4 protein-coding genes and 1 pseudogene are annotated in these 4,371 nt (G+C 43.5%); 2 read left to right on the plus strand and 3 right to left on the minus strand.

Annotated elements, in window-relative coordinates:
• Positions 1 to 300 precede the first annotated feature (300 nt).
• Complete coding sequence (locus KTE19_RS12870; RefSeq protein WP_217342449.1) at positions 301 to 1,197, minus strand: prenyltransferase; 897 nt, start codon at positions 1,195 to 1,197, stop codon at positions 301 to 303.
• 83 nt (positions 1,198 to 1,280) lie between these two features.
• Between KTE19_RS12870 and KTE19_RS12875 the strand changes: the two genes are divergently transcribed.
• Entirely contained in the window at positions 1,281 to 2,210 is a 930-nt protein-coding gene (locus tag KTE19_RS12875; RefSeq protein ID WP_217342446.1) for an IS30 family transposase, read from the plus strand.
• Between the two features lie 12 nt (positions 2,211 to 2,222).
• Here KTE19_RS12875 and KTE19_RS12880 read toward each other — a convergent pair.
• Positions 2,223 to 2,312, minus strand: a pseudogene (locus tag KTE19_RS12880) (cation transporter); the annotation flags it as partial.
• Between the two features lie 112 nt (positions 2,313 to 2,424).
• Positions 2,425 to 2,616, minus strand: coding sequence for a hypothetical protein (locus KTE19_RS12885; protein WP_217342447.1), 192 nt, complete (start codon positions 2,614 to 2,616; stop codon positions 2,425 to 2,427).
• Between the two features lie 126 nt (positions 2,617 to 2,742).
• On the opposite strand from KTE19_RS12885, the gene KTE19_RS12890 reads away from it, so the two are divergent.
• Positions 2,743 to 4,272, plus strand: a complete 1,530-nt coding sequence (locus KTE19_RS12890) for a multicopper oxidase family protein (protein ID WP_217342448.1) — start codon at positions 2,743 to 2,745, stop codon at positions 4,270 to 4,272.
• The last annotated feature ends 99 nt before the right edge of the window (positions 4,273 to 4,371 follow it).

A 4,371-nucleotide genomic window follows, 5' to 3' on the forward strand; every position in this document is an offset into this window, starting at 1 on the left:
CCCCGACCATGAAATTCCTCACGAGTACCGAACACCTGAATGTTTGTGTCTGTAATTCCCAGTAATTTAAGTGTATTATCTAGTTGAGACATCTATTCCTACCCCGCTTATCTTGAGTTTCGTCGCTTAAAGCATAGCACTAGGGAGGCTTAGATGCCTTTTTTTGTTATCAAAAAGGGCCTAGTACTTTTGGAATGGAAATACTTTCCAACACCAAAAATTCTAGACCCGGAAAAATACTGCTTAGTATCAACTTGGTTAGTTGGCGCTTTCTCAAAGCCATACTCGTTTATTGAAGGACTAGTTAAAAATCAGTCCTAAGCCCATGAAAACGATAAATGAAAGACAAATCAACGTTGCGTTTTTAATTGAAATCTTGAAAGTTTCTCGTTTGACCTGTTTGTGCAAGAAGACCCGCGTATTTTTCCAAACTGGAATAATACTGAGCAACGTTAGTAAACTAAACTTTGGCAGCACACCCATCAAGACCGCGATCACCAGACAAGCATAACCAGCAACGTAACTCCATGCAAATACCTGAAGCATCACCGGTTTGCCGAGATAATACAAAATCGTGTGTCGGCCTAACGCAATGTCCTCGTCCATATCACAAATATTATTAGCTAACATAATGTTAGAAATTGCAAAAATGGCCAGACCTGACGCAATTAAAACAGCCAGCGTTGACTGCCAAGTAATGGCTGCCGTGTCATACGTATTAATAAAGACGGCAATCCAGAAGATCATAAAGCCCATCGTAAAGCCCGAGAAAAATTCGCCAAATGGGCCTTGTGAAATTGGCTTCGGACCGCCAGCGTAAAAGTAACCGACCGCATATGAATATAGCCCCATCCACAACAATGGCAACCCCGTTTGTGTTACTAACCATAGTCCGATAATCAATGAGATTCCGGCTAAACCAAACGTAATCGTCCGGGCCTGACCAATGGAAATCTGGTTAACACCGACCACATTAGTTTCTTGCAAAAATTCTTGATTGTCGTCATTACGTGGCGCGTGTAGGAAGTCTTGGTAATTATCATTCGCATTAGTCGCCATGTGAAAAAGTGAAGATGCAATGAAAAATAGCAATAAATAACCAAGATGTAACTGATGATAATTATAATAGGCGTACATACTCCCCAAAACGAACGGTAACACGCTCGCAATTAATGATTTAATGGTAGATTGTAAAATTAATCCGACGCTGTTCGGACAAAAAAGATCAGCTTCCCTTAAAATGGTGTTTACCACAAACACATCTTTTAGGAGCTGATCTTTTGTCTAGTATAACCTATTCTGAACGAATTAAAATCGAAACCTTTTGTGAACTAGGCCTGTCCAATATCCAAATGAGCGATCGCCTAAAACGATCACCTGCCACAATTTCTTATGAATTAGCTCGATGTGAACCTTACCAGGCCGAAGTGGCCCAAACAGATGCCGAATACAAGCGGTCACGATGTGGCCGAAAGACTAAATTGAATGACAAATTAAGGCAAATAATTTTAAACCATTTACGGCTAAGTTGGTCACCAGAAATGATAGCTCACGAATTTAAACTAGCGACTAAATCAATTTATAATTGGTTAAATCAAGGGAAAATTGAGTTTTCTTTAAATGATTTGCCTGAACATGGCGTGCGCCAACGGCGTAACCTTGACCAACGTTCTAAATATAATCAATCATTAGGACGGTCAATTGAACAGCGACCCATCGTGGTTAATCGACGTAATCGCATCGGTGATTTTGAATTAGATACAATTGTTGGCCCCCGTGGGCATAGTAAGGCAGTTTTATTAACCTTAATCGATCGCAAATCACGTTTCCTTTGGGCCTACCGATTAAAAAACCGGACAGCAGTAACTGTTAATGAAGCCCTAAATAAGTTTCTAGCAACTTTTAATGGCCCGGCGCATAGTTTTACGGTGGACCGTGGCACTGAGTTTAGCGGTCTAGTATCACTTGAATCACAATATGGTATTAAGACCTATTACTGCCATGCTTATACTCCAGCTGAACGTGGTAGTAATGAACGCTTTAATCGGAATTTACGTTATTTTTATCCTAAAGGGACTCGTTTTGAGCACATTAGTGCTCAAGATTTAACGACGACGTTACTCCAAATTAACCAGCGACCGCTTAAAATACTCGACTGGCAAACACCGTATCAGGTTATGCTGACAAATTTGTCAAAAAATTCGGATTAAATTTGCAATCTACCACTCAAATGCCATCCATGCCGTTGAAAAATATTCAACCCGTAAGGCTGACGTCATGGTTTGTTTCTGCGTCATTGACAGTTGCTGCATTAAACGACCCTCTTTCATGTGACTGTTCATCTAAGTACAGACACATGATATATTCAACATATAACGCCGATCAATGACTCCATGAAAGGTCTTGCAGCAACTTCTTAACAAACTAGTGCTGGTGGGCGTGTTGTTGACTTGACTGGGGCCGATAAGCGGCAACTAACCTTGTCACAGCGTCCAAAGTCATAATCAGACCCATTAACCACATCGCTGCCATATTGTGCATGGTACCAATTAGAATCAGCAGCACCACATTTAACGCCAGCATGAGCCAGCCCATTGTTTTCGACATTTGTTGCATGAAAATCCTCCTCAAGTGTATGGATAAGAACTATACCATTTTTCAATACTACTTCAGATTAATTCTAAATTATGTTTATGGCAACCCTAAAAAGTGTTAAAATTCTTGTCAGAGGGGGAAATCACGATGAAAACCTATACGGACTATTTCTTTGATGAGCCAGCGTTTGATCTCCACGATGGCGGGTACGTGCCGCTTGAGGTCAGTGATGCGCCTGAGAAGCCCTTAAATGTGCCGCCGTTGTTGAAACCGGATAAAGAGACGGCGACCGACGTTTATTACACGGTGACAGTAGAGGCTGGGGAAACGCAACTATTACCTGGGGCGAAGACCAAGACGTGGGGCTATAATACCAGTCTGTTAGGTCAGACGATTGTGTATCGCCGTGGTCAGCATACGCATGTGACACTGAAAAACACCCTGCCTGAGTTGACCACTTTTCATTGGCATGGGGCTAATGTCAGTGGCCCTTATGTTGATGGCGGATGCCATGCGCCGGTTTATCCGGGTGAAAGTAAGCATATCGACTTCACATTGGAACAACCGGCGACGACTTTGTGGCTGCACGCGCATCCGTGCCCATCCACAGCCGAGCAGGTTTGGCATGGTTTGGCTGCCATGGTGATTGTCAAAGACGACCATGAAGCCAGCCTGCCATTGCCAAGGAACTATGGCGTTGACGATATTCCGGTCATTTTGCAAGACCGGCGTTTTCATGAGAACAACCAGTGGGACTACCGGGCTGATTATGATCCTGACGGTGTTGCTGGGCCAACTGCAATGATTAACGGTACAATCAATCCCTATTTTGATGTCACCACGCAAAAGGTCCGGTTGCGTTTTCTGGATGGTGCTAATCGCCGTGAATGGCGGTTGCATTTTTCCGATGACCTGCCATTTACGCAAATTGGCGGGGATGGCTCACTGTTACCGGAGCCGGTCAAATTTACCCATTTGATGCTGACTTGTGCTGAGCGTGCCGAAGTGATTGTTGATTTTGGCCAATACCATGAAGGCGACGAGGTCACCTTATATACGGATGATGTGCCATTGCTAAAGTTCCGCATTCATGCGTTCAAACCGGATCAGACTACCTTGCCTGATAAGTTGTTCGATGTGAAGGCACCAGTGGTTGACCCGGCTTTGCCAGTTCGCCATGTTGTGATGCAGGGGATGGACGAAGGTGTTGCGATTGATGGTAAAAAGTTTGCCATGCAGCGGATTGATGCCACGCAACCAATTGGCAAAGCCCAGTACTGGGATGTTACCAATAGCAATGATGCGCCTGGAATGGTTCATCCATTCCATGTGCATGGAACCCAATTCTTAGTCTTGTCGCGGAATGGGCATGCGCCGTATCCAAATGAACATGGTTTCAAAGATACAATTGGCGTGAATCCTGGTGAAACGGTTCGGCTGCTGGTTCGCTTTGATTTGCCAGGGGTTTATATGTATCACTGCCATATCATTGAGCACGAAGATGGCGGCATGATGGCACAGATTGAAACATTCGATCCAGCCAAGCCAAAGCAAGAATATAAATTGATGGATATGGATACGTTAATGATGGCCTTGGCTAAAGAACGTGGCGTCAAACCATCTGAGATTTGGATGGGCGGTATGCAGTCTTATGAAAAAATGGGAATGAAAATGTAAACGTCCCACAATACTAATATGGTAGATTGTAAAATTAATCCGAACGCTGTTCGGACAAAAAAGATCAGCTTCCTTTAAAATGGTGTTTACCACAAACCC

The sequence above is a fragment of the Lentilactobacillus dabitei genome, assembly GCF_019061365.1.
Classification (GTDB): Bacteria; Bacillota; Bacilli; order Lactobacillales; family Lactobacillaceae; genus Lentilactobacillus; species Lentilactobacillus dabitei.

Excerpts from the sequence above, each read along its gene's own strand:
- KTE19_RS12885 (WP_217342447.1), bottom strand. The coding sequence starts at position 2,616 with ATGCAACAAATGTCGAAAACAATGGGCTGGCTCATGCTGGCGTTAAAT.
- KTE19_RS12890 (WP_217342448.1), top strand. The coding sequence starts at position 2,743 with ATGAAAACCTATACGGACTATTTCTTTGATGAGCCAGCGTTTGATCTC.